This is a genomic window from Janthinobacterium sp. 1_2014MBL_MicDiv, from assembly GCF_001865675.1.
Lineage (GTDB): Bacteria > Pseudomonadota > Gammaproteobacteria > Burkholderiales > Burkholderiaceae_D > Janthinobacterium.
The window spans coordinates 3,810,397-3,835,803 of the sequence record NZ_CP011319.1; the positions used below are offsets into that span (position 1 = coordinate 3,810,397).

The 25,407-nt window shown below is 65.3% G+C and carries 23 protein-coding genes; 4 read left to right on the top strand and 19 right to left on the bottom strand.

The window, feature by feature from the left end; translation table 11 throughout:
- Positions 1 to 17 precede the first annotated feature (17 nt).
- Complete coding sequence (locus YQ44_RS16485) at positions 18 to 1,010, top strand: AraC family transcriptional regulator (RefSeq protein WP_071324319.1); 993 nt, start codon at positions 18 to 20, stop codon at positions 1,008 to 1,010.
- Positions 1,011 to 1,028: 18 nt separating this feature from the next.
- Here the strand turns inward: YQ44_RS16485 and YQ44_RS16490 are convergent, their stop codons facing one another.
- Positions 1,029 to 1,832, bottom strand: a complete 804-nt coding sequence (locus YQ44_RS16490) for an SDR family NAD(P)-dependent oxidoreductase (protein WP_071324320.1) — start codon at positions 1,830 to 1,832, stop codon at positions 1,029 to 1,031.
- Between the two features lie 165 nt (positions 1,833 to 1,997).
- On the opposite strand from YQ44_RS16490, the gene YQ44_RS16495 reads away from it, so the two are divergent.
- Entirely contained in the window at positions 1,998 to 2,558 is a 561-nt protein-coding gene (locus tag YQ44_RS16495) for a TetR/AcrR family transcriptional regulator (RefSeq protein WP_071324321.1), read from the top strand.
- 83 nt (positions 2,559 to 2,641) lie between these two features.
- Here YQ44_RS16495 and YQ44_RS16500 read toward each other — a convergent pair whose 3' ends face one another.
- The 15 genes from YQ44_RS16500 to YQ44_RS16570 all read right to left on the bottom strand — a co-directional run bounded on the left by YQ44_RS16500 (position 2,642) and on the right by YQ44_RS16570 (position 21,714).
- Complete coding sequence (locus YQ44_RS16500; protein ID WP_071324322.1) at positions 2,642 to 3,691, bottom strand: AAA family ATPase; 1,050 nt, start codon at positions 3,689 to 3,691, stop codon at positions 2,642 to 2,644.
- Positions 3,688 to 5,049, bottom strand: a complete 1,362-nt coding sequence (locus YQ44_RS16505) for a capsule biosynthesis protein CapK (protein WP_232250923.1) — start codon at positions 5,047 to 5,049, stop codon at positions 3,688 to 3,690. The genes YQ44_RS16500 and YQ44_RS16505 overlap by 4 nt, the downstream gene beginning before the upstream one ends.
- A 2-nt stretch (positions 5,050 to 5,051) precedes the next feature.
- A complete protein-coding gene (locus YQ44_RS16510) occupies positions 5,052 to 5,645 on the bottom strand; it encodes a hypothetical protein (RefSeq protein WP_071324324.1) in 594 nt (197 codons plus the stop codon).
- A gap of 1 nt (position 5,646) precedes the next feature.
- Positions 5,647 to 7,434: a vWA domain-containing protein gene (locus YQ44_RS16515; protein ID WP_071324325.1), complete on the bottom strand. Its 1,788-nt coding sequence runs from the start codon at positions 7,432 to 7,434 to the stop codon at positions 5,647 to 5,649.
- Entirely contained in the window at positions 7,431 to 8,402 is a 972-nt protein-coding gene (locus YQ44_RS16520) for a hypothetical protein (RefSeq protein WP_071324326.1), read from the bottom strand. The genes YQ44_RS16515 and YQ44_RS16520 overlap by 4 nt, the downstream gene beginning before the upstream one ends.
- Positions 8,403 to 8,411: 9 nt before the next feature.
- A complete protein-coding gene (locus tag YQ44_RS16525) occupies positions 8,412 to 8,897 on the bottom strand; it encodes a hypothetical protein (RefSeq protein ID WP_071324327.1) in 486 nt (161 codons plus the stop codon).
- Entirely contained in the window at positions 8,894 to 10,474 is a 1,581-nt protein-coding gene (locus YQ44_RS16530) for an AAA family ATPase (protein WP_071324328.1), read from the bottom strand. The genes YQ44_RS16525 and YQ44_RS16530 overlap by 4 nt, the downstream gene beginning before the upstream one ends.
- A 92-nt stretch (positions 10,475 to 10,566) precedes the next feature.
- The gene (locus tag YQ44_RS16535) at positions 10,567 to 11,718 is read right to left on the bottom strand and encodes an ABC transporter permease (RefSeq protein WP_083411901.1); all 1,152 of its coding nucleotides are present in this window, start codon (positions 11,716 to 11,718) and stop codon (positions 10,567 to 10,569) included.
- Entirely contained in the window at positions 11,715 to 12,896 is a 1,182-nt protein-coding gene (locus YQ44_RS16540) for an ABC transporter permease (protein WP_071324330.1), read from the bottom strand. The genes YQ44_RS16535 and YQ44_RS16540 overlap by 4 nt, the downstream gene beginning before the upstream one ends.
- 6 nt (positions 12,897 to 12,902) lie before the next feature.
- Positions 12,903 to 13,877, bottom strand: a complete 975-nt coding sequence (locus YQ44_RS16545) for an HlyD family secretion protein (RefSeq protein WP_071324331.1) — start codon at positions 13,875 to 13,877, stop codon at positions 12,903 to 12,905.
- Positions 13,877 to 15,304, bottom strand: a complete 1,428-nt coding sequence (locus tag YQ44_RS16550) for a TolC family protein (protein WP_071324332.1) — start codon at positions 15,302 to 15,304, stop codon at positions 13,877 to 13,879. Before YQ44_RS16550 ends, YQ44_RS16545 begins: the two co-directional genes overlap by 1 nt.
- A 176-nt stretch (positions 15,305 to 15,480) precedes the next feature.
- Positions 15,481 to 17,094 (bottom strand): bifunctional aspartate transaminase/aspartate 4-decarboxylase, encoded by a 1,614-nt coding sequence (locus tag YQ44_RS16555; protein ID WP_071324333.1) that lies wholly within the window; start codon positions 17,092 to 17,094, stop codon positions 15,481 to 15,483.
- Positions 17,095 to 17,167: 73 nt separating this feature from the next.
- Complete coding sequence (aspT, locus tag YQ44_RS16560) at positions 17,168 to 18,856, bottom strand: aspartate-alanine antiporter (protein ID WP_071324334.1); 1,689 nt, start codon at positions 18,854 to 18,856, stop codon at positions 17,168 to 17,170.
- Positions 18,857 to 18,909: 53 nt separating this feature from the next.
- Positions 18,910 to 20,592, bottom strand: coding sequence for an aspartate-alanine antiporter (gene aspT / locus YQ44_RS16565; RefSeq protein ID WP_071324335.1), 1,683 nt, complete (start codon positions 20,590 to 20,592; stop codon positions 18,910 to 18,912).
- A 252-nt stretch (positions 20,593 to 20,844) separates the two neighbouring features.
- Positions 20,845 to 21,714: a substrate-binding periplasmic protein gene (locus tag YQ44_RS16570; protein ID WP_071324336.1), complete on the bottom strand. Its 870-nt coding sequence runs from the start codon at positions 21,712 to 21,714 to the stop codon at positions 20,845 to 20,847.
- 269 nt (positions 21,715 to 21,983) lie between these two features.
- On the opposite strand from YQ44_RS16570, the gene YQ44_RS16575 reads away from it, so the two are divergent.
- The gene (locus YQ44_RS16575) at positions 21,984 to 22,217 is read left to right on the top strand and encodes a heavy-metal-associated domain-containing protein (RefSeq protein ID WP_198043720.1); all 234 of its coding nucleotides are present in this window, start codon (positions 21,984 to 21,986) and stop codon (positions 22,215 to 22,217) included.
- Between the two features lie 16 nt (positions 22,218 to 22,233).
- Here YQ44_RS16575 and ubiT read toward each other — a convergent pair whose 3' ends face one another.
- Genes ubiT through ubiU form a run of 3 tightly spaced genes read right to left on the bottom strand, consistent with a single transcriptional unit; the run spans position 22,234 to position 24,743 of the window.
- Positions 22,234 to 22,779, bottom strand: a complete 546-nt coding sequence (gene ubiT, locus YQ44_RS16580; RefSeq protein WP_083411902.1) for a ubiquinone anaerobic biosynthesis accessory factor UbiT — start codon at positions 22,777 to 22,779, stop codon at positions 22,234 to 22,236.
- A gap of 20 nt (positions 22,780 to 22,799) precedes the next feature.
- Positions 22,800 to 23,696: a ubiquinone anaerobic biosynthesis protein UbiV gene (gene ubiV, locus YQ44_RS16585; RefSeq protein WP_071326559.1), complete on the bottom strand. Its 897-nt coding sequence runs from the start codon at positions 23,694 to 23,696 to the stop codon at positions 22,800 to 22,802.
- 9 nt (positions 23,697 to 23,705) lie between these two features.
- The gene (gene ubiU / locus YQ44_RS16590) at positions 23,706 to 24,743 is read right to left on the bottom strand and encodes a ubiquinone anaerobic biosynthesis protein UbiU (protein ID WP_442905830.1); all 1,038 of its coding nucleotides are present in this window, start codon (positions 24,741 to 24,743) and stop codon (positions 23,706 to 23,708) included.
- 162 nt (positions 24,744 to 24,905) lie between these two features.
- Between ubiU and YQ44_RS16595 the strand changes: the two genes are divergently transcribed.
- Positions 24,906 to 25,316, top strand: coding sequence for a hypothetical protein (locus tag YQ44_RS16595; RefSeq protein ID WP_156894884.1), 411 nt, complete (start codon positions 24,906 to 24,908; stop codon positions 25,314 to 25,316).
- Positions 25,317 to 25,407: the final 91 nt, after the last annotated feature.

The following is a 25,407-nucleotide window of genomic DNA, read 5'->3' on the forward strand; positions in this document are numbered from 1 at the left end:
ATGCCATAATCGGCCGCATGTCCTCCCCTCCTACTCCCCCTGTGCAGCCGGCGTCCGGCCAGTTCCGCGCCGAGTACGCGCGGCGCATGAACGCCGTGCTCGACCATATCGACCGCCACCTGGACACGCCGCTGGACCTGGCGCAGCTGGCCGACGTCGCGCATTTTTCCCGCTTCCATTTCCACCGCGTGTTTGCCGCCTGGATGGGCGAAACGCTGGGCGACTATGCGCGCCGCCGGCGCCTGGAAACGGCCGCCTTGCGGCTCGCCTGCCGCCCCGGCGAAGCGATACTGGACATCGCGCTGGCGACGGGCTTCGGCTCCGGCGAGGCGTTCGCGCGCGCCTTCAAGCTGAAGTTCGGCTGCACGCCGACGGCCTGGCGCGCCGGCGTCGCCGCGAAAAACGCTGCCATGCTCGCGGCCATGCGCCAGCGCCGGCAAGATAGCAATCCTGATCAGGCCTTGCGCAATGCCGGTCAGGAAAACGGGCCGGACTTCCAGCACCATGGGCACTCCAATTCACTTTACAGAGAGAGTCCCATGCAAGTCACCATCCTCGACCTGCCGCCCGCCACCGTGGCGTGCCAGCGCCATATCGGCCCTTACGGTCCCGCCATCGGCGCCTTCTGGCGCGACACCGTCGCGCCATGGATGCAATCGCACGGACTGGGCGACGCGACCTGCTACGGCATCGGCCATGACGATCCCAGCCTCACGCCGCCGGACAAATGCCGCTACGACGCCTGCGTCGCCGTACCCGACTCTTTCCAGCCAGGCGGCAGGGCCAGCATCACCACCCTGCCGGGCGGACGCTATGCGGTGGCGCAATTCAAGGGACCGTCCAGCGCCATCGCCGAAGCGTGGACGCGCATGGCCCGCGAATGGATGCCGGCCAGCGGCCTGCAATGGGATGAGCGCCCCTGCTTCGAGCGCTTTTCCGCCGCCACGGCGCTGGACCCGGCCACCGGCGAATTCTCTTGCGAGATCTGCATCCCCGTGCGGCCGCTGTAGCTTCTGCTCGCGCGCGTATCAGCCCGCGATGGCATAGCGCGATGCCGGCTTGCCGCGCATCGCGCCCGCGAACAGGGCCAGGCGGGCCGCGTCAAAACGCTCCCACAGTTCCTTGTCTTCCACGGAGGGCAGGGTCACCAGCTCGCCCTGGTCGAGGCCCGCCAGCGCCGCGTCGACGCAGTCTTCCGCGCGCATGATGGTGGCCTGGTCCAGCTGCGCCAGCGGCACGCCGCTCAATTCCCAGATTTCCGTCGCCGTCGAGGCAGGCAGCACCAGCTGCACCACGATGCCCGTGCCGGCCAGTTCCTGCTGCAGGCCGCGCGTGAAATTCATCACATAGCCCTTGGTGGCGCTGTAGATCGTGCTGACCGGCAAAATGTGGAAGGACAGCACGGAGCCGATATTGATGATGGTGCCGCTGTTGCGCAGCTTGAATTGCGGCAGCACGGCATAGCTCAGCTCCGCCACGGCCGTCACGTTGACCTTGTCCATGGTGGCGATCCCCGCTTTCGGGGTATCGAGTACCGGCGCCAGGGTCGAGGCGCCCGCATTATTCACCAGCATGGTGATGGCCGGATTGGTGGCCAGTTCATCGGCCACGCGCTGCAGGTCGGACGGCGCGGACAAATCGGCCGCCATGGCGCGCACGGCCACGCCGTATTTTTCCGCCAGCGATTTGGCCAGCACGCCCAGGCGCTCGACCCGGCGCGCCACGAGGATCAAATCAAAGCCGCGGCTGGCCAGGCGGTCCGCATACACGGCGCCCAGGCCCGACGAGGCGCCGGTGACGAGGGCCGTGCCTTGTGTATTGATTGTACTCATGATAAATCCTTTGCAAGTTGACTAGTTTCAAATAAATCACGTCCAAGCATGATAGGTATCATGCTTGGCACCGATAATAAACATGACCATCATCATATTTAATATCAAGCATGACGTACGTAATGTATGATGTCAACAGAAATTATTGATTCACGGGAGAACAGCATGCGATATCCAGCGGCCGAGACGGCGGAAAAACACCAGCGCATCCTGACGGAAGCGGCCCGCCTGTTCCGCGAACAGGGCTTTGACGGCGTCAGCGTGGGACAGATCATGAAGGCGACGGGACTCACGCATGGCCCCTTCTACAACCATTTCTCCTCAAAGGAAGCGCTGATGGCGGAAAGCACCCTGCACGGCTCGGCCCATTCGCGCGCGGCGCTCGATGCGGCCACGGCCAGCCCGGAGGCGATGCGCCAGTATGTGCGCGATTATGTGAGCACGGCCCACCGCGATGCGCCCGGCAATGGCTGCCTGCTGGCCGCGCTGGCCGGCGACGTGCGCAAGCAGCCGGCCGTGCGCCCCGCCTTCACCTTCCACCTGAAAACCATCATCGGCAAGCTGGCCACGCACTTCCCGTGGCAGAAAAGGCGCAATCCGCGCCAGGACGCCATCGTCATGCTGTCGGCCATGGTGGGCGCCGTGGCGCTGGCGCGCGCCGTCGACGATGAGGCGTTTTCAGATGAGATCCTGGCTGCGGTAAGCGCTGCGTGCGCAGAGGCGTAGGGCGGATTAGCGGAGCGTAATCCGACATCACCACATACGCTCACAATGTCGCCGGATTACGCGGCGTACGCCGCAAATCCGCCCTACGGCGCCAACAGCAATTGCGCCACCTGCCTGACCCTGTCGGCCACCGTGCCGGACACAGTGACAAAGGCGATGCCGCGCCGCGCCAGCTCGGCCTGGTACCACGCATGCTGGCGCGCGCGAAAATCCCCGTCGCGGCGCGTGCCATCCTGGATGAACGGGAAATCGGGCGCGCACAGCACGACCAGGTCGTAACGATGTTCGGCCAGCTGCGCCAGTTCCGCCTCGGCCTTGCCAAACATCTCGACGCAGTAAAAATACGTGGTCAGGGGCGAGGTATCGCAAAACAGCCAGCGCCGCGCCTGCCCGGCGGCCGCGGCTTCGCGCCTGAGCTGCTCCCTGCCTATCATCAGCAGATCGTCGTAGGCCAGGATGCCGTCCTGGCTTTCCCACAGCTCGCGGCCATATTCGGCCACCCAGCCCGTGTCGCAATGCGCCGCCAGCGCTGCGGCCAGGGTCGTCTTGCCGCTCGACTCGCCGCCAAGCACGCACACGCGCCGCACAAAACTGGCGCGGACGAGCGGCGACAGGAAGGCGCCGTGCGCATGCGGGTCTTGCCGCACCTGCGTGCCGGACACGGGCACCAGACTGCGTGCCTGGTCCACGCTCACATGCGCCACCGCGCCCATCGCGTAATGCCGCTGCAGCACCTGCGCAAAGCCGGGGCCATACTCTTCGCTGCTGAAGACGGCATCGACGGGCAGCTCCAGCACCGTCCAGCATAGCCAGCCCATGAAGTGGCGATGGAGATCGCCATCATCATCGTTATGCGGCAAGGTCCGTGCCGGCAGGCCGCGCGCCGCGCACAGGGCGGCCAGGCGCGCATCGTCCAGCACCACGACCGCCGCCTGAGGAAATTGCGCGCGCAGCCAGCCTTCCCTGCGCGCCGGTTCCAGTCCTGGAAATTCGGACTTGGTGTAGCTGACCACCAGCAGCTCTTCGCTGGCATCCAGCGCGCGCCGTATCAGCAGCTCATGACCCAGGTGCAGCGGGCAGAATTTACCCACGACGAGACCGCGCTTGTATTTGTTCACTGCAAATCCTGTCATGCCACCGCTTCCCGCAAATCCGACGTGTATTGAATGATCTTGTCTTCCGCCAGCAAGACTTCCACGCCGATGGCGCCAAAGAAAGGCGCCAGCAAGGCGCGCGCCTGATCCTCATGCGGCATGGCGTTCGGCGCCAGGCGCAGCACGACGGAGGCGTCGCCCTGCTGGTGCACGCCAAACACGGCGATGGCCAGCGGCTTCAGGGCGTGCGTGATGTCGATATTATTGATCCACCCGCCGTGGATCGTTTTGTAGCGCAGGGGACTGCGGCCCGCCAGTCCCACCAGCACGGGGCCGTGCGGACCATGCGCCAGCGAAGCGTAGTCGCCCGTGCGGTAGCGCACGAGGGGCAGGCAGAAATTGAAGCCGCCCGTCAGCGTGATCTCCCCGCGCGTGCCCTCGGGCACGGGCCGGCCAGCCGCATCGAGGATTTCCACGTACAGCCGGTGCTGCAGCAGCACGTGGCCGCCCGCCTGCTCGTCATAGACGGCCACGGGTCCCACCTCGTTGAGCGAATAGATATCGAGCACGGGACAGCCGAAAGCCGCTTCGAGACGCGCGCGCATGCCCGGCAACAGCATCATCGACACGGACAGCAGCGCGGCCGGCCGGTGCGCCATGGGCAGGGTCAACAGCTCGGCAAACGAGATGGGGTCGCCCGCGATCAGCTCGGGCGCCATGGCGTCGAGGTAGCGCGCGCGGTCGTCAGGGTCGCGCCAGTCGTCCACGTGCAGGTTGATCTTCGCCAGCCCCGACTCCCCCATCGTGGGCGTGACGGAGACATAGGTGAAGCAGCGGCGCTGGTGCCCCAGCAGCATGATGCCCACCTGTCCCGCGCCATGCCGCAGGGTCACGCCGAACCGCTGCAGCGCGCGCTTGTGGAAAGCCAGATAGCGCCCGGCCACCAGCGGGTGCGAGGCGATCAGCAGCGGGTGGCCCGTGGTGCCCGTGGTCTGGAAATTGATCATGCGCGCCAGGTCCGCATCGTCGGGCACGAAGGCGGCGATGTCGTGCGCCAGCTCGGCGCGGCTGATGGGCGCCACGTCGACAAGGCGCGCGGGCGGCGAACCGCAGGCGCGGTAATAGGGGACGGCGGCATAGGTCTTTCTGAGGAAATCCGCCAGCCAGGGCGGCGGCGCATCGGCGCTCCAGCCGATGCCGGCCTCCATCACCTCGCGCTCATAGGCGCGCAGCGCGTCGACTTCTTCGGCCAGCAGCTTGTTGCCGCTGCGGTTGCGGTAGCGGGGCGCAGAAGGGTGACTGCGCAAACGCTCCAGCATGTCCCTGCCCGCCTGCGTCAGCGTGGGACAATATTCGCGGTCGGATGCCCAGGCGCCGCCAGGCAGATTCGCATCCACGCTCATTCGCGCGACCACTTGTCGGCCGATTCCTCGGCCGCCTTCTTCGCCAGCGCTTCGCGTATCTCTCGCGCGCGCTGCTCGGCCAGGCGGCTCGCTTCGAGCAGCCTGCGGCGCTCCGTGCCGCTGATGGCCGACAGCCTGTCCGTGGCCTGCGCCACGCTTTCATCGGCGGGCCGGAAACCCAGGCGCGCCAGCACGATGCGCGCCAGTTCCTCGCGCCGCTCGGGATCGTGCGTGAACTGGTGGGCCGGCGTGGCCGCGGCCAGCTCGCGCGCCGCCTCGCCCAGCACCTGCAGCAAGTCCTGCTGCGCCAGCCGCTGGGCGATGAACCAGTCGTCGGCCAGCAGCCAGCACAGGACCATCGCCAGCGCGAGCCGGTTGCGGTCCGCCTTCACGTGGGCGCCGTGAAAACCCTGCAGCGAGGCGGCAGGCGCGCGCGCGCCATGCAGCAGCAGAATATCATTGACCAGCGCAGGCACCGCCACGGCCTGCGCGTTGGTGACGCCGGCGATGCGCGGCTCACCCAGGAACTCGACGGGGGTGTCGGCCAGGCGGTGGGTCAGGATTTCAAGGTGGGGACCGGGAGTATGCATGTCATGATTTTATATAGTAGCGCCGGCTGAACGCCCGCGCAAAGTCCAGCAAATCCTCGTAGCGCTCGACGGCGTGGATATCCCAGCCCTGTTCGCGGCGCGCGCGTTTCAGGTCCTCATAGGTTTGCTGCAGCCACGTGTGGGTTGCCGCGCCATCCCAGCCGCGTTCCAGGTTCAGGGCCATGGTGCCGCCCGCGCCGCCCTGGGCCAGCGCCTTGGCGGCAATATCCCAGCCGCTGTTGCCCTGTTCATCGCCGTCGAACATGGTGGTGATGCCGTCGTCGGAAATCATCAGGATGTGCGCGGGCCGTTCGCGCCTGGCCGCATAGGTCTTGCGCAGACAGTGAATGGGGAAACAGGTGCCGCCGCCAAAAAATCCCGTCAGCACGCCGAGGATCATGTCTTCGTCGCGCACGAAACCGGGCGTCTGCATCACCTCGTTCTTGCCGCTCCACAGGGTCACCTGCACTTTCGAGCCGGCGCGCAGGGCCGACAGCGCGATGACGGCGCCGGCCAGGGTCAGAAAAGAGGTGTGCGCCTGCGGATTCGGCATGGAACCGGAGCTGTCGACATACATGTCCAGGTCGACGGGCATGGCGTCCACGGCACGTGCCGGCTCGCGGCCGTACACGCGGCGCACCGTGGTCACGCCCGGCACGGGCCGGGGCGACTGCAGCACCGACTGCAGCCAGTCGATGTCTTCCAGCGGATCGCCGGTTTCCCACGCTTCCAGCCCCTCCATCTGCGGCTCCTGCGATTCGGGCGCTGGACGCGATGGAAACGCCACCAGGTGCGGCAAGGCCCGCTCGCGATAGTAGCGGATGGCGATTTCATGGTCGCTCAGGTCCACGCCCGACGCCTTCAGGATGTCGCCCAGCTCGAACGGCTCGCGCAGCTGGCCGCCAGCCGCCCTGGCCGGCGCATCGGCGGCGGCTTCTTCGCCATCGAGGCCCGAGATGCGCTGGTCGTGCACGGGATGGATGGCGCCGTCCTCCTCGTCATCCTCGATCTGCTGCGCGCCATACGTCTGGCAGCCGCGCGCCGCGTCGCGCGTGTCGTGCAGATAGCGGCTCGGACTCAAGGCATCCGTGTCTTCCACCAGGTAAGGCAGCAGCAAGGTGGCGAAGCGGCCCGCCGCCAGCATCCAGTCGTTCGCGTAGACGCGGATCAGACGCGCGCCCAGCCAGGCATCCGTATCCAGGCGCTCGTCCGCATCACTACCGGTCGCTGCGCCCCCCAGCTCGCCCTTTTTCAGCTGCCACAGGTTTTCATAGATGCGCATGTACAGGGTCCATACGCCGCCGCTGGCCCTGGCCTTGCCATCCGCTGCCGGCTCCCTGCCCTGCTGCAGCTTGCGGTAAATGTCCGCCATGCGCAGGTTCGCCTGGCGCTGCAGGCGGTCGTTGATGAACAGGTCCGTGTACAGGTTGGCCACCATGGGCGCGTGCTGCTCCAGCGTGGGCAAGGCGCGGCGCATGCGGGCCAGCAGGCGAAACTGGTCGCCGGCGCTGCCCGGCGCAAGGATGTGGTGGCCCACTTCATGCGCGAGGATTTCCAGCGCATAGGCGTCCAGGCCCAGCTCCGTCACCAGCGGCAGATCGACCACCACGCTCTGGTCCAGCAGGCGGATCATGGCGAAACTGCCGGACAAGCCTTCTTTGCTGGCCTGGACACGGCTGGCGCACAGGCTCGGGTCGCGCAGGCGCGTGAACTTGCTCCACACGGCCAGCGCCTCGGGCCAGGCGGCGCGCCAGGTGTCGATCAACGCGGTGTCGGCGCCCGGTTTCATACGAGCGGCAGCAGGCGGATCGCATGCGTGTAAGGCGACGTGATGGCCACGGTATGCGCATTGGCGGCGATGGCGATCTCGCCCGCCGGCAGGTCAAGTTCAATGCGGCGCGCGCCGATCTGCACGGCGGCGCCCTCAAGGCGCACGGACGCCGGCACGTCGCTTGACGCCTGCGCGTATTCTTCCGCCGTGGCGCCATGCAGCACGGCGCCACAGGCATCGGCCACCAGCAGATAATGGCGTTCGCCGCTGCACACGACAAAGCCCTCGGCCGTGGCGCGCACCTGCGGCGGCGTGCCGAAGGCGCCACCGAAGCCACTGAAGCTGCCGAACTCCCTGCCTTCGGCATTGCCGCGCCACGGATTGGCCAGCAATTGCGCGTGGACGTGCGGCCAGTGCGCACCCGGTTCGCCAAAGGCGGCCAGCGCCAGCGCGGGCGGCAGGGTATCGGCGGCAGCCAGCGCGCCAAGACGGAAATGCGCGACGCCGGCGCGCCAGGCCAGCACCTGGCCCACGGCGCGCAAGTCAGCCACAGCACTGATCTGCGGCGCCAGCGCCGCCAGTTCGCGCTGCCATTGCGCGGGGCGCGCGCCCGCCACGCCCGCAAGGTGGATGGCAGCGTTGCTGAGCAAGCCCAGCACGTCCACGGCAGCCGTCGCCAGCAGCGGCGCAAACTGCGGCGCCAGCGCGCGCCACACGCCATTCAGGAAAGGATTTTTCGCGGCCGGTCCGGCCAGGCCATGGCCCACCAGTTCCAGTGCCATGTCGTAGGCGGCCAGGGTGACGCTGCCGGCCCGCTCGGGCGCGGCAGCGTCCACCGCCGCCACCAGCGGATCGACGCCATCGTGCAAAAAGGCGCCGAAGGCGGCCATGTCGAGCGCGGGAAAACGCCGGCGCGCTTCCGCCGCGCGGCCGTTGAACTGGGCGCGGCCGCTGGCAAGGATGGACGCAAAGGCAGGAGAAATCATCGCCGTCCCTCAATCGCTGTGCGAAAAGTGCAGCAGATAGCGTTCGCCATCGCGCTCGAACGCGATCTCGTCCCAGTGGATCGCATACCAGACGCCAGGCGGCTGCGTCATCTTCACGCTGTGCACCGTAAATCCGCTCAGCGACATGTCCAGCGCTTCGAGGAAAGCGTTGACGAGGCAGGCGCGAAAACGGCCGGGCGGCGCCGTCTGCATGTGGTCCGACGAGAAGAACCAGCGCTGGCATACCTGTTCCAGCTGCGCGCGCCCGCACGGCGCCACCGTGATCTGCCACAGGGGCGCCGGCAGGTCGCGCGCCGGGGCGATCACATTCAAGGCGTAATCCTCGACGCGCAAGCCCAGCGCCGTGACCAGGTCCGGCGCGTCGGGCAGGCGCTGCAGTTCGTAGCTTGCGCACAGGTCGCTGGCCTCGCCGTTCAACACGGCCAGCGCATCGAGAAAGCCGCGGCAATGGTCGACGTTCAGCGCGTAATTCATTGTGAACGCAGCCAGCTGCGGTAATTCGTATAGCGCTGATGCAGATACTTCAATTTCAGCAGGTCGTCGTACAGGGGACCATACAGCTTGCGCCCTTTTGTACGTTCGCCGATCAGCTTTTCGATGCGGTTCAGGCGCGCCAGGGTCTCGCGCTCGCTGACGCCGTCGAGGCCCAGGTCGAATTCGGCCGACAGCACGCCGACGGGATCATCGCGGTCGAGGTCCAGGCGGTTGAATTCATCGTTCGACAAATCGAACAGGCGGCGCAGCCAGCCCAGCCTGTCGCTGCGGTAGGCGGCGTTTTCCGGCAGGGCGAAAAAGGGCGCATCCGGGTCCGGCTGCAGCTTGTTATGCAGCACAAACGGCAGCACCTGGCGCAAGTCTTCCAGCGCCACCTCGCTGGTGCCGCGAAAATACGCCATGGCCTTGGCATAGATCAGCAGCGCCATCAGGGTGCGCACGGAGATACCGTTCAAGGTCTGGCAGCCGAGGTCCTTCAGGCGGTCGCGCCCATTGTCGGCCGCCTGCGCGGCGCCCCGGTCGGCGCCGGACAGGCGCGCCGTATCCTTGGTCATGTATTCGAACTGGCCGCCGGCCGTCTCGAACAGCTCGAACTGGCTGGCGAAAAACTCCAGGCGGCGGCGCACGGCGTCGGGCACGGCCACCTGGCGGATCGATGCGCCGATCTGGTCGACCTCCGCTTCCGTGAAGATGATCTCGGGCGGCACCAGTTCCTCGGGGCGCACGTTTTCTTCCACGCGCAGCAGCAATTCACTTAAAAAGCGCGGATTGAAGGCCAGCGCCTGCACCGTCACGTCGACCCGGTCGCGCAGCGCCTCGATCACCTGATAGGTGCCGCCGCCCTGGTCGTCGTTGGCCGTCAGATACCAGGCCGCTTCCGGGCATTCGTAAATATGGTTCAGCACTTCCGCGTAGTTGTCGCCCATGACGGTGAGCAGCGCGCTTTGCGTGCGCGTGGGGATGCGGTTGTATTCATCGACGATTTTCACGCGCATGCCCAGCCAGGCGCGCCAGGCGATGCGGATATCGTCCATGCTTTGCGCGTTGACCAGGTCGGCCGGCAGCGGATTGCCGAGCAAGTCGGCCACCGTCATCTGCGGATGGCCGTGCTGCATGGCGCGCTTGACCTCCTTGACGGTGGAGCCGGCCAGCACGCCCATCAGCAGGGCGCTGGCCGTCTTGCCCCGCCCCGGACCGCCGACGAACAGGCATTTTCGGCGCGTGGCGAACGTCAGCAGCGGCAGCAGAATAAAACTGGAATAGCTTTGCGCCGACGGCAAGTTGAGCGTGCGCCGGCTGTCGCCCACGGCATACGTCTGCGACGGGCCATCGTTGTACTCGATGTCGTAATGGGGGCTGATGATGGCGTGGTTGACGATCCAGAAATAGGCCTGGCGCAGTTTTTCATCGAAAGGCCGCGCTTGCGCCTCGCCGTCGCCGCCCAGCGCGATGGGTCCCTGGTACAGGTCCGCCACGTCGAACTGGCGCGCGGCGGGCGCCGCCTTCGGCTTGGTGGGGGCTTGGGACAGGCGCTGGAACAGGTTGAAGGCGGACATGGCTGGTTGACGCCGATCAAAACCTGCTGCGCGTCGGTTTTGTCTGGCGTTGTTATTTAATGTGAAAACGAAATTATTGCATACCGTTCCCGTTACGCCTTGTTCAAATCGACAAGCGTCTCTTCCATCCTGCGCCAGCGCCACCAGCCCAGCGCCACGCAGGCCAGCAGCAAGCACAGCAATCCTGCCACTTCATGGCGGATTTCGTGCAGCGAGGCACCCATTTGATTGAGCGCAACAAAGCCCTGGATGCCGGCCGTGGACGGCAACAGCCAGCGCAGCCATTGCAGCACGACGGGCATGGACGACACGGGCCAGGTCAGGCCGGCCAGGAACAGCACGGGCATCGAGGTGGCGATCATCAGCTGCGTGCCCCGCTCGCGCGTGCGGAACAGCATGCCCAGCAGCATGCCGAAGGCCGCTTCCGCCAGCGAAAACAACAGCAGCAGCAAGAGCATGCCGCCAAAGTTGCCGCCGCGCGGGTAATCCTGGAACCAGAAGACGAAGCCGAAGAAATAGCAGCAGTTGAGGAATGCCACCGAGGCAAACGCCAGTAGCATGCCGAAGTAGCCGCCCGCCGTGCGCCGTTGCGCCAGCGGGAACGCCTTGCGCTGGTACCAGGTGCCGAACAGCATGGTCATGCCGATCAGCAAGGTCTGCTGCACGATCAAGGTCGCCACGCCGGGCACGACATAGGCGCCATAGCCTTCCTTGATGTTAAACAGGGGCACGGCATCGAAGGCGATGGGCGAGCGCTGCTGGTTGGCCTGGATGGCCGATGGCGTGCCCGCGCCCAGGCGTTTCAATTCGATGCCGGCCGACACCGTGCCCACCACTTCGGCCAGGCCATTCAGGGCCACCTTGTTCAACATCAGATACAAGCCATTGCCCGCCACTTGCGCATGGGCGGCGCGGCCGGCCAGCACGTCCGTCTGCAAGCCGTCGGGAATGATCAGCACGCCCATGACCTGCTCGCGCCACAGCAAGTCTTGCGCCACGGGCAAGTCTGGCGTCACGGCAATCACCTCCAGCGATGGATGGGCCATGGCAAAGCGCGTCATCTGGCGCGACATGGCGCTGCGGTCCTGGTCGACGACCGCCACAGGCACGCGCTGGACGATTTCCGTCGAATACGGCAAGGGGTAAAAAAACGAGTAAATGATGCCGCCGACAAACAGCAAGGTCAGCGCGCCCTTGTCCGTCAGCATGGCGCGCCAGGTGGCGAGAAAGGCGGACCAGATCATGTGCGCCCCCATGCATCGGGCCCATTCGCGCGGCGCGCCAGCAGCAACAGGCCCACGGCGCCGCAGCCGATGGCGATACCGGCCAGTATCAGCATTTCCTGGACGCCATAGCGCCATGGCGCGCCGGCCAGCCAGTATTTCGTTTGCAGCTGCAGATAATGCGTGAGCGGCAAGGCTTCGGCCCAGGCGCGCGCCAGCGGCGGCATCGACAGCAGCGGGAAAGCCTGTCCCGCAAATGCGAAGGCCGGCGCCGTGATGAAGGCCGCGCCCGACAGCGCCAGGCGCAGGGACAAGGTGGCGCCGATCAGCAGGGTGGCCAGGCCGCAGTAGGCAAGCACCAGCAGCAACATGCTCAGCAGCAGGGCCGGCAAGCTGCCCGCCACGGCCCAGCCCCGCGCCAGGCTGAAGAACAGCAGATACAGCAGCGCCAGCGCAACATAGGCAAGCAAGGGAAACAGCAGCTTGGCGCCGACGGCGCGCAGCCAGCTGCCGTTTGCCGAGGCCAGCCACTGCGGCACGGTGCCGTCGCGCAACTCTCGCCCGATGGAGGTGACGACGGCGACGACGATGAAAATCTGCAGCATGGCCGGCATCAGCGCCAGGGTAAGGAATGCTTCATAGCTGATGTTGTCGTTGTACAGGCTGTTCAGGGTGGTGCGGACAGGCTCGAACTGGGCCGCCGCCTGCACCGTCGACATGCCCTTCTTGCTCCTGGCCGTCATCTCGATGCCGGCCGACAAGGTGGTGCTGACCGTGCGCACGTCGCGCAGCAAGGCGCCCGCGTGCGAGGAAAATTGCGCGTTGTACAACCATTGCACGGTGGCTTGCCGGCCGCCCAGCAACTGTTTTTCAAAATCACCGGGGATCACGAGGTAGCCGAAGGCCGTGCGTTCGCGGATGTGATGCAAGGCATCGTCGCTGGACGCCACTTTCGCCGCCACGCTCATCCCCGGCGAGGCGTCGAGCCAGCGCGTCAGTTGCCGCGACAGGGCGGAATTGTCATTGTCGATGACGACGATGGGCAAGTCGCGCGCGATGCCGGCGGAAAAAATCAGCCACAGCATGCCGCACAGCACGACGGGAATCCAGCTGAGCATGCCAAGATCCCAGAAATCGCCGCGCAGCCGCGCCCACTCGCGCGCCAGCGCCGCCGGCTGTTCTTTGTCCGTCTCGCTCATCGGCGATCAGAGCGGCGGAAACACGACCGACATGCCGGGACGCAAGCCATCGACCTTGATGGCCGGGCGCAGGCGTATCTCGAACGTGCGCAAGTCCGTGCCGCCCGGACGGGCCGCGCGCCACGTGGCGAAGTCCGGCAGCACGGCCACGGAACTGACCTTGAAGCTCAGCTGCTGTTTCAGGGCCGGCACGTTGGCCGTGTGCGTGCTGCCCATGGAAAACGCCCCCATCTCATCTTCGCGCACCTGCAGCACGGCCCAGGCGTCGTCGAGGTTCACGAGGGTAATCACGGGGAAGCCTTGCGGCGCCAGTTCGCCGGGCTGTATCTGGATCTTGCTGACCTGGCCCGCCACCGGCGCGCCGATCTTCGTTTCGGCCAGGGCGATCTGCGCTTCCGTCAGCACGGCGCCCACCTGGCGCGCCTGGGCGGCGGCCGCCGTCTTGTCTTCCGGACGGGCGCCCTTTTGCGCCATGTCATATTGCGCGCGCGCAGCCTGCGCCAGCTGCTCGGCGGCGCGCCACTGCGCTTCCGCCTCGTCGCGTTTCTGGCGCGCGATCACGCCTTGCTCGAACATATTGTTGACGCGGGTAAATGTCGTTTTGGCGATGGTGGCGCCCGTCTGCGCCCGTTCCCAGTTGGCTTTCGCGGCCGCGATTTCCTCGGGGCGCGCGCCCGCTTCCGCTTTTTTCGCCACGGCATCGGCCGCCTGCGTGGCCGCCGTCGCCTGGGCGATCTTCGCGTCCACTTCCGGGCTCGTCAGCTGGAACAGCAACTGGTTTTTCTGCACATTCTGGCCCAGCTTGACGTACAGCTCGCCCACCCGGCCCGGCACTTTCGACGAAACGTTGACTTCCTGCGCATCCATCTGCCCCTGCAAGGGCAGGCGCTGCGGCTGGAACGCCTGGTACAGGCCCCAGCCCACGAAGGCCAGCACGATGATGGCGGCGCCGATGGCCACTGTTTTTTTGGAATTGCTCATTATTTGGTGTCCACAGGTAATTGGATGTCGGCCGCGGCGGCCAGGCTGCCCAGGCGCTGCGTCTCGCCCGTCGCTTCCAGCAATTGCGCCAGGCCCATCACATAGTTATAGGCCGTCTGCGCGCGCTGGGTCTCCACCTTGGCCAGGTTCAGGCGCGCGTCGACCACTTCCAGCGACGTCACCTGCCCTTGCTGGAAAGCTACCGTCTGCAGGCGGATATTTTCGCGCGCCAGCTCCACCGACGATGCCGTGGACAGGTACTGGATGCGGGCGTTTTCCAGCGCGCGCCAGTTTTTCTCGATCAGGGTGGGAATGTCGCGCTCGGCCTGGCGCGCCACCACTTCCACCCGTTCCTGGTCCAGCTTGGCGGCGGCGATCATCTTGCCCGTATTGATGCGGTGCACCAGCGGCACGGCCACCACCAGGCCGATGGCCCAGTTCGAGCGCACGAGCTTTTCATTGCCGCGATTCAAATTGTAGTTACCGATGGCAAACACGGTGGGCGCGTATTCCTTGCCGTGCAGCTTCAAGGCTTGCTCGGCCTGTACGCGCTTGCTGTCGATCTTTTTCCAGTTCGCATTTTCGCGCATGCCCGTGCTGATGAACGATTGCAAGGTGCCGACCGGCAAACTGTTGACGAACAGCGGCGTGCTGGGGCGCACCTGCGTATGGACGGCGAGCAAACGGTCGAGCGCCACCTGGGCGATTTCCTCGTCGCTGCGCGCCTGCGCCTCGTCGCTGCGGGCGCTGTCCAGGGCCACGTCGGCGCGCAGCCGCTCGGCGCGCGAAATCAGGCCGCCCTTTTCCAGCTTGGCCGCGTCGCGCTGGTGCTCGATGACGCCGGCAGTCACTTCGGCGCGCACGGCCACCACCCGTTTCGCCAGCAATAACTGGAAATAGCGCTGCGCCACCAGCGTGGCCAGCTGTTCTTCCGCCTCCGCGCGCTCCGCTTGCGCGGCCAGGGTCAGGCTGGAGGCCAGGCCCTTGACGGCGTCCAGGCGCCCGCCCGTGTAGATGGGCCACATGCCCAGCAAGCCGAACGAGGTCAGGTCAGTGACCACTTCGCGGTTCAGGGAATTGGGAATATGGGGCGTAGGCAAGCCCGGTATCGGCGGCAGCACCGACTCGATGCCGCCCACCACGCCGGACAGGCCGCTGGTATCGATATTCAAGTCCGTCGACAGGCGGCCGCGAAACGCCGTCAAGTCCACCGACGGGCCGTCGATATTCGACAAGGCCTCGGCCTTCAACGTTTTCGCGCGCACGTCGAGCGCCGCGCCCTGCACCGCGCCCGAGGCCGAGGCGGCTTGCTGCAGCGCTTCGCCAAAGGTCAGCGGCGCGCCCGCCGGCGTTTGCGCCTGGACCGGCAAGGCCGCGCCCATGGCGCTGGCCAGTAATAATGAGATGTATGCTTGCAATCTGCCCATGTAGCGTCCAGTCAATGAATGAGGGGAAAGCACGGGATTGCCATGTTTATACTTTCACAATAGCAATTATATGCAAGGAAGTCCATTCCAGCCTGCACTGGAGGAAACTGTCGCTTCCACGCAAAAACGGGCGCCTCCTGCGAAGCGCCCGTTGCGGTCAGTTGGCCAGCAAGCCCTTACTTTTTAGCTTTCTTGGCGCCCTTGCCCGCCTTTTCCTTCTCAAATACGGCGAAGAACTCGGACGCCATGCCACGGATGGCGCGGCCGATATTGGCGTAGTCGTACTCGTTCAGGTTGGCCAGCGAGACGCGGCCCGACGGATGCGTGGTGCCGAAGCCGCGGCCCGGCAGCAGGATCACGCCCGTTTCCTCGGCCAGGCGGAACAGCGCTTCGTTCGGTTTCAGCTTTTTCAGCAGCCACTGCGAGAATTCCTCGCCATGCATCTGCGCGGCCAGCGATTCCATGTCCAGCAAGTGATAGTAGCGCACGGAGTTGGCGTCGTGCACCATCGGCAAGCCCAGTTCACGGTACAGCGCTTCCTTGCGGCGCAGCACGATACGCTTCATCGACTGCTTGTACTTTTGCTCCTCATCCATCAGCGAGAACAGGGAGAACAGGGTCATCTGCGCCTGTACGGGCGTCGACAGGCCGGCCGTGTGGTTCAGCGCCACCGTGCGGCTGTCGGCCACCAGGCGGTCGATGAATTTCAGCTTGCGCGGCTCCGTGGTAATCGAATGGTAGCGCGCGTCGAGCTGCTTCTTGACGGTTTCCGGCAGTTTGGAAATTTTTTCGTCGAGGATATTGTTCTCGTGCGTAGCCACCACGCCCATGCGCCAGCCCGTTGCGCCGAAGTATTTCGAGAACGAGTAGACGAGGATGGTGTTGTACGGGCACATGGCAAACAGCGAGACGAAATTGTCGGCAAACGTGCCATACACGTCATCGGTAAGGATGATCAGGTCCGGGCGCTTCTTGATGATCTTGGCGATGTATTCGAGCGTCTCGTCGTCGATCTTGACGGATGGCGGATTGCTCGGATTGACGAGGAAGAAGGCCTTGACTTTCGGGTCCAGCAGCTTGTCCAGCTCCTTCTTGGTGAATTGCCAGTTATTCGATTGCGGCGCGTCAATATGCACGGTGTTCAGCTTGTAATCGTTCAGCTGGGGAATCTCGATATACGGCGTGAAGATCGGCATGCCCAGGGCGATGGTGTCGCCTTCCTGGATGATGTGGTTCGATTTCAGGCTGGCGAACAGATAGGTCATGGCCGCCGTGCCGCCTTCGACGGCGTACATGTCGAAGTTGCCCACAAAAGGATGGTCGCCCACCATTTCGCGGTGGATATACTGTCCGACGATCTTTTCCGACAGGCGCAGCATGCGGTCCGGCACCGGATAGTTGCAACCGAGAATCGCTTCGCACATCTCGTAGATGAAGTCGCCAGCGCTCAGGCCCAGCTGGTCGCGCACGTACGACACGGCCGCCTCGATGAAATGCACACCCGGCGTATCGGCATGCTTGCGCACGAAGATTTCAAAGCGCGCCTCGATGCCGTCGCGCGTGGGGAAGCCGCCCACGTCTTCCATGTAAACATAGGAACGCTCCGCCTCCGTCATGGCGAACTGGCCGAACTGGAAGAAACCGTGGCGCGGCGTGGTGGCCAGGAAGTTCGGGTTGCCGCGGCCCGCGTTCAGCATCAAACGGTTGCTTTGCTTGGCCGTCTGGATCAGCGCATCCTTCAATTCGAATGGGCTCAACAGGGCGAGTTTGCTTGGGTTACTGAAATCCATTTCTGCTACTCCTTATCAACTTACAGTGAGGAAGCCCCGTACCGGCGGCTGGGGTAGTACAAACACTCGCTGACTAAACAAAGGCCACGACAAGCGGGCCCAGCAAGGTCAGGAAGACATTGGCCAAGGCATACGTGATGGCAAATGGCACGGTGGGAATCGAGTTTTGCGCCGCGTTCAGCACTTCGCCGAAGGCGGGGTTGGCGCTGCGCGAGCCGGACAAGGCACCGGCAAACACGGCAACGTTGTCGTAGCGCAAGATATAGCGGCCGATCAACATGGTCAGTATCATCGGCAGGATGGTCACGACGACGCCCACGCCAAACAGGGTCAGGCCGTGCTGGCGCACGGTTTCCACCGCTTGCAGGCCCGACGTGAGGCCGACGACGGCGACGAAGCCGGCCAGGCCCAGGTCTTTCAGGATTTGCACGGCGCCGCTCGGCATGTAGCCAAAGGTCTGGCGCTTGGCGCGGAACCAGCCGAATACCAGGCCCGACAGCAGCACGCCGCCGCCGCTGCCCAGGGTCAGCGGAATCGAACCGATGCGCGCCACCAGCAAGCCCACCAGCAGGCCGACGACGAGGCCGGCGCCCATGTAGACGAAGTCCGTCTTGGCGCTCGGCACGATCATGTAGCCCACTTCGGCCGCTACGCGCTTGACGTCCTGCTCGGCGCCATAGATGGTCACCACGTCGCCCGTCTGCACGACGGTTTCCGACTGCATGGGCAGGATCTTGCCCATGCGGCTCAGCTGCACGACAAAGATGCCGTGGCGCACGCCCGGCGCCGTCGCGTTGCGGATCTCGCCCACCGTCTTGTTGTGGTACACCTTGTTGGTCAGCACCATGTCGCGGCGCTGCATGACCAGTTCCATGCCTTCGACGGCATGCAATTCCTTGCCCAGCTGGGAAGACACGCTGAGCATGGCTTCGCGGCGCCCCACCAGCAGCACGATGTCGTCGGCCGCCAGCACGAGGTCGGGGCTGACGTCGACGATCTGGCCATTGCGCTTGACGCGCTCGATGGTGATGGCCGTGTTCGGATTGGCGCTTTCGATCTCCGCCACGGAGCGGCCGGCGCCCGGGCCCACTTCATAGATGCGGCCGATGAGGTCGGGCGCGGCCGGCGTCTGGCCGGGTCCCAGCACCTGCACGCCCGCTTGCAGTGCCGTTTCCGCCTTGATCGCGTCTTCGCGGATGGTGCGGCCCATGAGCTTCGGCAGGATATTGACGCAGACGATGATGGCGCCGAACGAACCGAACACATAGGTCACGGCATAGCCGACAGCCACATTGCCTTGCAGGCGCGCCACTTCGTCGGCCGCCAGGCCCAGCTTGGTGATGGCGTCGCCGGCCGTGCCGATGATGGCCGACTGCGTCAAGCCGCCCGCCGCCACGCCGGCCGCCAGGCCCTTGTCGAGGCCGAAGATCTTGGCCATGATGACCACCGTCAACAGCGCCGTCACGGCCAGCACCACGGCCAGGATGATTTCGCGCACCGACTGCCGCCCCAGGGAATTGAAGAATTGCGGGCCGCTTTCATAGCCGACCGCATAAATGAACAGGGCAAACAGCACCGACTTGACGCCCGGGTCGATGGCGACGCCCACCTGGCTGACGAGCACCGCCACCAGGAGTGAACCGGCGACCCCGCCCAGCTGAAACGAGCCGAACTTGATCTTGCCGATGTAGTAGCCCACTGCCAGGGAGAGGAACAAGGCAATTTCAGGCGACTTCTTGAATAACTCATGCAACCATTCCATGCTAACCGCCTTTCGTTTTGAAGGAATTCATTGAAACCGGCCCGCGGCCGCGCTCACGCGTGCACCGAGCCGGCCAGGGCCACGATCAGGGGCCCCATCAGGGGCAACACCACATTCGAGATGGCATAGGTAATCGTGTAGCCCAGCAAGGGCGTCGAATTGCCGGCCGCGTTCTGCACGGCGGACAGGGCCGGCGTGCTGCACTGCTGGCCGGCAATGGCGCCCAGCAGCACGGGCGCTTCCAGCTTCAGGAAAAAGTGCCCGACGCACAAGGAGATCGAGGCGGGGATGACGGCGATCAGGACGCCCATCAGCGGCAGCGACAGGCCGTACTGGCGGATCAGGTCGATCGCCTGTGGCCCCGACGCCAGGCCCACGCAGGCGATGAAGGTGGCCAGGCCGATATCCTTCATCATGTCGAGCGCGCTGGGGTGGATGCCCGGCATGCCGGGCTTGCGCGCCTGGTACCAGCCAAACACGAGGCCCGTCAGCAAGGCGCCGCCCCCCGTGCCCAGCGAAAAGGGAATGCCGCCCAGCCTGGCGGAAAAACCGCCGATATACACTCCCAGCACGATGCCGATGCTGGCATACACGATATTGCTGCGGTCGCCCGTGGGCACGCGCTTGCCGATGGCGGCCAGGGCCGTGTTCAAGTCGCGCCCTTCCGTCGTGCCATACAGGCGCAGCACGTCGTCGCGCTGCAGGGTCAGGTCCGGCAGCGGGGGCATGCTGTGTTCGCCGCGCACGACGGCCGCCACATGCACGCCGGCCGGCAGCGCCACCCGGCGCAGCGACTGGCCCACCAGCGACGCCTGCTGCAACACCACTTCGACGGCGGAGACGGCCATGTTCAAGCCCGTCGTATCGGCGAATTCCTCGCCCAGGATGGCTTCGGCCGCCACCAGCGCGGGCCGGTGGCCGATCACCAGCACTTCATCGTTGGTGCGCAGGCGCAGTTCCGGCACCAAAGCCAGCACCTTGCCATGCCGGCGCACGCGCGTGATGCTGGCGCGGCCCGCAAAAATATGTTGCAAGGCATCGAGACGACGCCCCGCGCCACGGCTGATGCGGTAGGCGCGGCCCACCATTTCCGGCGTCGCCTGCAAGGCATCGGCGTCCGCCTGCGCGCCGCCCATCTGCGCCCACAATTTGTCCGCTTCCTCGCGCAGGTTGACGCGCAACAAGATGGGGAAAATCTGGCTGGTGGCGATGACGATGGTGATCAGGCCGAAGATATAGGTAATCGAATAGGCGGTGACGACGTTCGCCTGCAGCTCGGCGATGCGGGCCGCAGGCAAGGCCAGCTTGGAAATGGCGTCCGTGGCCGTGCCGACGACGGCCGATTCCGTCGCCGCGCCCGCCATCATGCCGGCCGCCGTGCCCTGGTCCAGGCCCATGATGCGCGTGGCCAGCAGCACCAGGGCCAGCACCGCCACCACCTCGATCAGGCACAGTATGCCGAGGCGCAAGCCCTTGGCATTCAGGTTGGCAAAGAACTGGGGGCCGCCCGCATACCCGAGGGCAAAGATGAACAGCATGAAGAAGACATTCTTCACGCTGGCGTCCAGGGTGATGCCCACCTGGCCGATCAGCAGCGCGGCGATCAGGGTGCCGCACACGCCGCCCAGCTGGATCGGACCGAAGCGTATCTGTCCCACCGCGTAGCCCAGGGCCAGGGCCAGGAACAAGGCCAATTCGGGAACCTGGTGCAATACCGACGCGATCGAATCGAGCATGAGCAAACCTTCGAAAAGATACGGATGGCTGCGCGTTCTTGGGCTGGCAGGCGCTGGCTGTCGAACGGGCGTATGGGGTCCCGCGCAACACCTGCCATAGAGGGGGAAGCACTGGGAAAATGTTGTAACGTGGAATCATGTTCGGCGAAAATTTTCTAAGTGTCAACAGGTGTTCTGTTGAACTCGTCTTGATATTTCTCAAACAGGCTGCGCACGATTGAAGTGCCTATTTGACACCGATCAACAATACCACTAGTAATATTTTGGACGGTACCAGAGCGCCTTGCGCGCCAATGGCGTCTCTTCGGGCAGGTCCGGATTGGCCAGGTCCAGTACATGACGCTGGGCCAGCTTCAGCTGGTCCGCCAGGCGGCCGAAATGGCGCTGGAACAGCTGGGTGAAACTGCCATCGGCGAGCATTTTTTCCAGTCCCGCCTCGATGTGGCGGGCCAGTTCGGGCCGGTGCTTGCCGACAAAAAAATACAGGGCCGCCGGATAGCGGATCACCAGGTGCGTATCGAGCGCCAGCGGCAGCCGCGCATGGCTGGCCAACTCGCTTTGCGCCTCGATCACGGAACGGGGGAAGTAATCGATGCGGCCCGCCGCCAGTTGCTGGAACAAGCCCTCATAAGTGCTCGACGTATCGATGCGCAAGCCGTTCGCCTGCAGGATGGCCGCGTCGGGCCAGTCGCGCATCTGCCCGGCGGACAGGCGCGCCAGGTCGGCCAGGCTGCGCACCTGGCGCAGCAGCTGAGCCTGGCGCGCCTGCACCAGGGCCACGCGCCAGCCGATCAGGCCACGGTCGATGGGTATGCGCACCGGCAACAACTGCGCTTCGCTGGCGCGGCTGGTCATGGCCCAGACGACATCCACGCTGCCCGTCGCCGTGGCGATTTCCTGCATGGCGCGCGTCTGCACCATGCGCAGCGCGGAACGGCGCAGCACGTAGGCATGGCCCGAACGGGCGAGCGCCAGCCGCAGCAAGGCCGTCACATAGGCTTGCTGCGGATCGTCTTGCGCCTGGTGGCGCGGGTATAGCAGTGCTTGCGGCAGCGACGGCGCGCCGATGGCCGCATCCAGCGGCCACAGGCAGGCGAGCATGAGCAGGGGGCGGCGCTGCATGGCCCCTCCTTTCCAGCATATTCTTACCAGAATAGCATTCTCGCGCAGCAGAGCACGCTTGTCGACTGGAATATGGAAACTGTGTATAAAACAACAGTAGTTTCAGGCAGTCCTGGATGAGCTGGAATTAATCCAGATCAATAAAAGCACAAATATAAAAAAATTTGTGCGTGCTGCTCTGGACGGCATGCACGCCCCTCGCCTACGCTCTTTTTTTATCTGAAAAACAAGAGGAATCCATGCAGACAGCGCGTTTGAATATTATCGGAATGGATCACGAAGGCTGCGCCGACAGGCTGACGGGCGCACTCGAAGCCGTCAGCGGCGTGGCCACGGTGTGCGTCTCGCTGGCCCGTCACGGCGCCACGGTGCAATTCGACGAGCGGCTGGCCAGCCAGGAGCGCCTGCTGGCCGCCGTCAACGATGCCGGCTTCATGGGCGAGGCATCCGATGAGGAGCAACTGCCGTCGTGCAGCGGCGCCTGCGGCCACTGCCGCCACTGAACACCCCCACGGCCGGTCAGCCGCCGCGCGCGCCGCGGTCGCGCAGATGGGCCAGCACGCGGCGCGGCCCCAGCGCCTGCAGGTCGAACGGCGGCAGCTCGATGGCGTCGAGCGTGTTCTTGAACAGCAGCCCCAGCTCCGTATCGCCTTCCAGGCTCAGGCGGCGGCTGAAAAACAGGGTGTCGGGATCTTCCTGGCGCCGCGCCAGCAGCATCAGGTCGTGCACGCTGGCGGCGATGCACAGCTCGGGCACGTCGACATAGCGCTCGGCCACGAAGACCGTGCCCTGCCACTCGAAATCGAAGGCGATGCCCGCATCCAGCAGGCGCAAGCGCAGACTGCGGCCTTCCAGGCTCTGCCGCACATCGTCGGGCAACTGGGGCGCCAGCAGGCGGTTCAGCCCCTGCACGAACAGCCAGGACGCCGGATACGGCGGCAGCTTCGACAGCAATTCGGCCAGTGGTTCCGGCAGCCGGTAAGCCAGCGGCCCCTTCGGCAGGCCCGCCCTGGCCTGGGCGGGGGCCGGCACGGGGACGGGCAATCTTTCCAGTTGATCTTGCATGGTGCTTCCTTTCGATGCGTTCAATGAGCGGCGTGCTGTTCCATGCCGGGCTGGCCATGCCAGTAGCCGTCGCAGGCGCCGGCCGGCTGGCAGGCCGCCAGCTGGGCCTGCGCACCGACGCCGCTGACCAGGCCGCGCCGCGCGCGGTCGAAAATGGCGATGACCTGGTCCGTATGCATGGCTTGCGGGCTGAGGCGCGCGACGGACACGCCCATGGCATGCATGGCGTCGAGTTCGCGCACCAGGTTGTAGACCAGGGCCGACTGCGTCTGCGTGCCGTTGAGCACGAGGAACGGCACTTCGTCGCGCGTGCGCAGCAGCAGGCCATCCGGCTCTTCCAGGCAGCTGTAGCCGCAATCGTCCTTCGGCAGGTTGCGGTTGCGCGCCGTGAAGCAGCGCGCGGAAAACGCCAGCGGCATGCGGCCATAGGCAAAGACTTCCGTTTCCAGCCCTTCCGGTTTCTGGCGCTGCATCTCGGCCAGCGCTTCCTGGCCCATTTCCAGCGGCATCACCCAGCGCCGGGCGCCCAGGCGCGCCAGCAATTGCAGGCTGGGACCATTGAACAGGTTCAGGTGCGGGCCGGCGATGAAAGGCGCGCCCTTCGCCATGCAATGCACGGCGCCCATGTCGTTCGCCTCGACCGCATAGCGGCCATTGCCCGTGATGCGGCGCAGGGTCGCCAGTTCGGCGCCCGCCTCGATCAGCGCCTGCGTCGACAGCACCACTTCCTTGCCGGCTGCGGCCAGCATGTCGGCGATATCGAGCCAGTCGGCCAGGCGCAGCTCATGCCGGCGCGAGCACACGGTTTCGCCCAGGTAGACGATATCGACGGCGGTGCCGGCGATCTGCTGGTAAAACTCGAACACAGTGGCACGCGGCCAGTAGTACAGCAAGGGGCCCAAAGAGAGTTTCAGCATGTTCATCCTTTATTTCCAGGAGCGGTGGTAAGCGCCCAACGTGTGCTGCTGGCCCTCGGCCAGCTTGTCCATGGCCGCCATCCAGCCCGGCTTGACGGCGTAGCGCGCATTGCCTTCGCGGCAGGCGTCGATCGCCTCGCGCCAGACGCGCGTCACCTGCGCCACGTAGGCGGGGCTGCGCTGGCGCCCTTCGATCTTCACGGCGCGCACGCCCATGGCGATCAATTGCGGCAGCAGCGCCAGGGTATTCAGGCTGGCCGGCTCCTCGATCGCGTAATACTCTTCGTCGTTGACCTCGAAACGTCCCTTGCACAGGGTCGGGTAGCTGGCGTTCTCGCCCGGCGCGTAACGGTCGATCAGCACGCCGTTCAGGCGCGACTCCAGGCCGTTCGGCGTCTCCAGCCAGCGCACGGATTTCGCCGGCGAGCACACGCCGTGGGTATTCGGCGCCTCGCCCGTCGCATACGAGGACAGCGCGCAGCGGCCCTCGACCATCACGCACAGGCTGCCGAAGCCGAAGACCTCGATCTCGACATCCGTCTTGGCGATCAATTGCTCGACCTGCGCCATGGACAGCACGCGCGGCAGCACGGCGCGGGCGATGCCGAAGTGTTCATGGTAAAAATTGATGGCCTCGTAATTGGTGGCCGACCCCTGCACGGACAGGTGCAGGCGCAGCTGCGGCTGGTGCTGGGCCGCATACGCCATCAGGCCCGGATCGGCGACGATCATGGCGTCGATGCCGGCCTGCGCGGCGCGGTCGATGGCGCTGCGCCATACGGCCCAGTTGTGCGGCTGCGGATAGGTATTCAAGGCCAGCAAGACCTTGCGTCCATACTGGTGCGCATAGCGCACGCCCTCGGCGATGGCCTTCTCGTCGAAATTGAGGCCGGCGAAATTGCGCGCGTTGGTGGCGTCGCGAAAACCCAGGTACACGGTGTCGGCGCCATTGTCGACGGCCGCTTTCAGGGCGGGCAGGCTGCCGGCGGGACAGACCAGTTCCAGCGGTCCGGCCACGCGGGTGGCGGTGGTTGCTTCAAGCATCATGATATTCACATTCCTGTGTCGGCTCAGGGTGCAGACTATAGCCCCGCCCATGGCGCCCAGTCCTTGACCCAGGTGAAGGAATGCATGCATGGCCGGCACGCGCGCGAATTGCTTGACCTGGCTGTAAAATGCCCGTCCCATTATCCGATTCCACTGACCGCCATGCCCCGCAAACCGCTGCTGATCTTCCTGCTGACCCTGTTCCTCACCGTGCTGCAGGTGCAGTGGGCGGCGCCGGCCGACGGCCTTGACGCCGAGACGCTGTCCATCCTGTCGCCCGAGGTACTGGGCGCGTATCCGGGCGTGCTGCTGCTGTTCCTGCAGGCCGCCTTGGCGCGCCGCGCCATGTCCGTGCCGCGCCAGGCGGCCATCTGCACGGGCCTGCTGGCCGTCTACTGGCTGCTGGCGAACTACGTCACCTTCGACTTGCGCGTCGCCAGCTGGAGCACGTTCTCGCCGCTGGAAATCTGGGCGCACGTGCTGCCCGCCTCCCTCCTCAGCATCGCCGTCTGCGGCGCCGCCTGGTTCGGCCTGAGCTGCTTCATCCTGCGCCAGGGACGCGCGAAAAAGTAAACGGGGGCGCTTTTTTCACCTGCGTCAAGGATTTGGCAAGCAACTGCACGCCCCCTTTGACGTCACTACATTTAGTGATTAATCTCCATGA

Bases quoted from the DNA above. Each gene is read 5' to 3' on its own strand.
- YQ44_RS16490 (WP_071324320.1), bottom strand. From the start codon at position 1,832: ATGAGTACAATCAATACACAAGGCACGGCCCTCGTCACCGGCGCCTCG.
- YQ44_RS16570 (WP_071324336.1), bottom strand. From the start codon at position 21,714: ATGCAGCGCCGCCCCCTGCTCATGCTCGCCTGCCTGTGGCCGCTGGAT.
- YQ44_RS16540 (WP_071324330.1), bottom strand. From the start codon at position 12,896: ATGAGCGAGACGGACAAAGAACAGCCGGCGGCGCTGGCGCGCGAGTGG.
- aspT (WP_071324335.1), bottom strand. From the start codon at position 20,592: ATGCTCGATTCGATCGCGTCGGTATTGCACCAGGTTCCCGAATTGGCC.
- YQ44_RS16485 (WP_071324319.1), top strand. From the start codon at position 18: ATGTCCTCCCCTCCTACTCCCCCTGTGCAGCCGGCGTCCGGCCAGTTC.
- ubiU (WP_442905830.1), bottom strand. From the start codon at position 24,743: ATGATGCTTGAAGCAACCACCGCCACCCGCGTGGCCGGACCGCTGGAA.
- YQ44_RS16595 (WP_156894884.1), top strand. From the start codon at position 24,906: ATGCCCCGCAAACCGCTGCTGATCTTCCTGCTGACCCTGTTCCTCACC.
- ubiV (WP_071326559.1), bottom strand. From the start codon at position 23,696: ATGCTGAAACTCTCTTTGGGCCCCTTGCTGTACTACTGGCCGCGTGCC.
- YQ44_RS16530 (WP_071324328.1), bottom strand. From the start codon at position 10,474: ATGTCCGCCTTCAACCTGTTCCAGCGCCTGTCCCAAGCCCCCACCAAG.
- YQ44_RS16500 (WP_071324322.1), bottom strand. From the start codon at position 3,691: ATGACAGGATTTGCAGTGAACAAATACAAGCGCGGTCTCGTCGTGGGT.
- YQ44_RS16510 (WP_071324324.1), bottom strand. From the start codon at position 5,645: ATGCATACTCCCGGTCCCCACCTTGAAATCCTGACCCACCGCCTGGCC.
- YQ44_RS16550 (WP_071324332.1), bottom strand. From the start codon at position 15,304: ATGGGCAGATTGCAAGCATACATCTCATTATTACTGGCCAGCGCCATG.
- YQ44_RS16520 (WP_071324326.1), bottom strand. From the start codon at position 8,402: ATGATTTCTCCTGCCTTTGCGTCCATCCTTGCCAGCGGCCGCGCCCAG.
- YQ44_RS16555 (WP_071324333.1), bottom strand. From the start codon at position 17,094: ATGGATTTCAGTAACCCAAGCAAACTCGCCCTGTTGAGCCCATTCGAA.
- ubiT (WP_083411902.1), bottom strand. From the start codon at position 22,779: ATGCAAGATCAACTGGAAAGATTGCCCGTCCCCGTGCCGGCCCCCGCC.
- YQ44_RS16495 (WP_071324321.1), top strand. From the start codon at position 1,998: ATGCGATATCCAGCGGCCGAGACGGCGGAAAAACACCAGCGCATCCTG.
- YQ44_RS16525 (WP_071324327.1), bottom strand. From the start codon at position 8,897: ATGAATTACGCGCTGAACGTCGACCATTGCCGCGGCTTTCTCGATGCG.
- YQ44_RS16515 (WP_071324325.1), bottom strand. From the start codon at position 7,434: ATGAAACCGGGCGCCGACACCGCGTTGATCGACACCTGGCGCGCCGCC.
- YQ44_RS16545 (WP_071324331.1), bottom strand. From the start codon at position 13,877: ATGAGCAATTCCAAAAAAACAGTGGCCATCGGCGCCGCCATCATCGTG.
- YQ44_RS16575 (WP_198043720.1), top strand. From the start codon at position 21,984: ATGGATCACGAAGGCTGCGCCGACAGGCTGACGGGCGCACTCGAAGCC.
- aspT (WP_071324334.1), bottom strand. From the start codon at position 18,856: ATGGAATGGTTGCATGAGTTATTCAAGAAGTCGCCTGAAATTGCCTTG.
- YQ44_RS16535 (WP_083411901.1), bottom strand. From the start codon at position 11,718: ATGATCTGGTCCGCCTTTCTCGCCACCTGGCGCGCCATGCTGACGGAC.